This window comes from Ruegeria sp. AI2 (genome assembly GCF_056541275.1).
The window spans coordinates 1-3,127 of record NZ_JBQFYB010000037.1; the positions used below are offsets into that span (position 1 = coordinate 1).

General features: G+C 52.5%; 2 protein-coding genes. Both read left to right on the plus strand.

Features of this window, described 5'->3' with window-relative positions:
* Nucleotides 1-438 (plus strand): sulfatase/phosphatase domain-containing protein (locus ACR0LL_RS20915; RefSeq protein WP_480589211.1); only part of this gene is annotated, 438 nt, incomplete at its 5' end.
* Between the two features lie 520 nt (nucleotides 439-958).
* Nucleotides 959-2,344, plus strand: coding sequence for an IS1182 family transposase (locus tag ACR0LL_RS20920; RefSeq protein ID WP_480424160.1), 1,386 nt, complete (start codon nucleotides 959-961; stop codon nucleotides 2,342-2,344).
* Nucleotides 2,345-3,127: the final 783 nt, after the last annotated feature.

Sequence of the window (3,127 nt, forward strand, 5' to 3'; positions counted from 1 at the left end):
TTCACATCCCGCAATACGGTCCATGCTGCCTGTCACGTCGTGGATATCTTGCCCACCATCCTTGAAGCTACTGGATGTACGTATCAGAACGAAGTTGGGGGGCACGAAATTCAACCAATGCAGGGTGAATCCCTTCTTCAAGTGCTTTGTGGAAAAGAATGGGAACGGGAACAACCTATCTTCTTCGAGCATGAAGGAAACGCAGCAGTTCGTCTTGGACATTTCAAACTGGTGCGTCAGTATTCCCAAGACTGGGAGTTATACGATATGGCGGCTGATCGCACGGAACTGAACAATCTGGCCGGTATATCTCCAAAACTTGAGGAGGATTTGAAGGGTCAGTACCAATCATGGGCCGAACGGACCGGAGTATTGGATTGGGGGATTGCGCTCCCGAAACTACTGGACGCCTGGAAGATTGAGACTGCAGAGGGCTAGTCCCAGGCTTATTCTTTTTCCGGCCGATTGTGTTGAAAAACTCAAAAATGCAAGAGGTTCGAGTTTTCTGCGAACCGGCGATCCGTCGATAAAGTCCAAAGCCAATATCGATGACAGTTGTTGAGATGCCCTCTGACGGCCAGAGTCAGATTTTGGCCGAACCCTAAGCTGAATAATCCTACCGGGCTTCTACGAGAAATTTTGGACTCGAATCTGCGCAAAATCGGAGTTTTTCAACAGTATCGGCTCATTTTGCCAATTCGAACTTGTCGCAGAGAATGGCTGTTGCGAGCCCACAGCGGAACTGTCAAAAACTTGCTGCGCGTAAATACATCGTGCCAACCCGCTGCGCTGCCGAATAACTACTGCCGCAAGGCAGAGGGAATCTCGGTCATTCAGGCAGCGTGCAGAAAACTATGGACTATGCACTCACGCAGTGTGGATATTCTGTTGAAAAACTCTGTCTTGATCGAAGGCCATCTGGCTGATTCAATTCTCTTATTGAATGGGAGTTTGGATGATGATGGGACCAAAACAGGAAACTCAGGCTGAGCTGTTCTATGAGTTCTCCCTGGAGGAACATGTCCCGGACAATCATCTGCTGCGGTCGATTGATCGATTTGTTGACCTGAGTAGTATCCGCAATCATTTGGCGGATTTTTACAGTCATACTGGTCGCCCTTCCGTCGATCCCGAGTTGCTGATCCGCATGCTGCTGGTGGGCTATTGCTTTGGCATCCGGTCGGAACGGCGGTTGTGCGAAGAAGTGCACCTGAACCTTGCGTATCGCTGGTTCTGTCGCCTCGATCTGACTGATCGAGTGCCGGATCACTCTACCTTTTCCAAGAACCGCCATGGTCGGTTCCGCGAGAGTGAACTCTTGCGGCACGTGTTCGAAACGACAGTGGCGCGGTGCATCGCAGAAGGTTTGGTCAGCGGCCAGCGTATGGCGATTGATGCCAGCTTGATTGAGGCAGAAGCGACCAAGCAGTATTCAGCGTCACAAGAAGAATGGGATGCTGCACAGATCGATGCCAAGACCGCACCGCGCGCTGTTCGGGAATATCTGGAAACCCTGGATGAGGCCGCGTTTGGTGCTGCCTCGCCAGTCAAGCCTAAGTTCATTTCATATTCGGACCCTGCCAGCCAATGGACAGCGGCGCACAAGGCACCAGCCTTCTTTGCTTACTCTGATAACTACCTCGTTGATACAGATCACAGCGTGATTGTGGATGTGGAAGCGACCAGATCCATCCGGCAAGCCGAAGTGGGGTCGACAAAGACGATGCTGGACCGGGTGAAGGACAAGTTCGACCTCGTCCCCGACTGGATGATCGCCGATACCGCCTACGGCTCAGGCCCGATGCTCGGCTGGCTCGTGGATCGCAAGATCGATCCTTACATCCCGGTCATCGACAAGGCCGGACGCCCCGACGGCACCTGGACACGCACAGACTTCGAATGGGACGCTGAGCATGATCAATATATCTGCCCAGAGGGTCACGCGCTTAAACAGTTCCGCCGGAATTACTCTGATCCAAACCGGGGGCCGTCGGGCAAGGGCACAGCCCGCTATCGCGCCTTGAAAGAAGTCTGCCAGGTATGTCCGTCCAAACAAAGATGCTGCCCCAACGCTGATGCACGCAAAATCACCCGCGAAGAGCACGAAGATGCGCGCCAGGTCGCCAGAGATCTGGCCAAAACTGAAGAGTACCAGATTGCGATGAAGCTCAGAAAGAAAGTTGAGATGCTCTTCGCCCACCTCAAGCGCATCCTAGGCCTTGGACGGCTCCGATTACGTGGACCGTGCGGCGCAAATGACGAATTCCTCCTCGCCGCCACCGCCCAGAACCTCCGCAAATTGGCGAAAATCTTTCCCGCACCGCAGCAAACGCGAAACGCCTGACCAGAAAGGCGCTCGTGCCGTGCTCAGGTCACCCCATTCTGCGACTGCAACACGTTGTTTTTCAACAGAATCCCAACATAGCGGACTTTGGTCGCTGTGCAGCATTTTTGATAAACGGGCTGATAGTGTTGAAAAACTCGAAAATTCCGATCATGCATTTTCTCGCCAAATTCCATCGCGCCTGAAAAGTCACCCCAGTTTGGACGGAGAAGGCCATGAGCGCGCGGCACGACGGCAATGCCGTGCTTTGGCCGACCCCCTAGCTAAAATTTTCGACCGGCTTTCAACGGCTGGATTTTTCAACACCTTCCGTCAAAAATGGTGTTTTTCAACACTATCGGCTCGCAGCGGACATTCTCTGCTACAAGCCTGAATTGATAGATGAGCCCAAACCGGCCATCCGTCAAGGTCACGACGTGTGCAGCTGTGGCATGTCGCGATCCGCTGATTGCGGACATCCAACGAATATAGAGCTAAAGATTGAGTTGCGTCCCCAATTGTGCTGCTACTGGGCATTGAAGGTGAAGACTACATTCGCAAGGCGGTCTAGAATTCCTGCAGCAATTGGCTCGAATACGTTGAGTGGCAAAGTCCACGAAGAAGAAAGTGAAAAATGGGCAAGATTTCAGACTGTGTGTCACATTACATTAAGAACTGTCGGAATCGAACTCAAAGCGAGCAGGCCTACATCGCGGCTCCGACAACCCTAGTCGAAGCAATAGATCTTACCGCTAGTCTTCAGGATTCAAATGGCAAGAGACATTCCCATCAGCGTCGTATCCG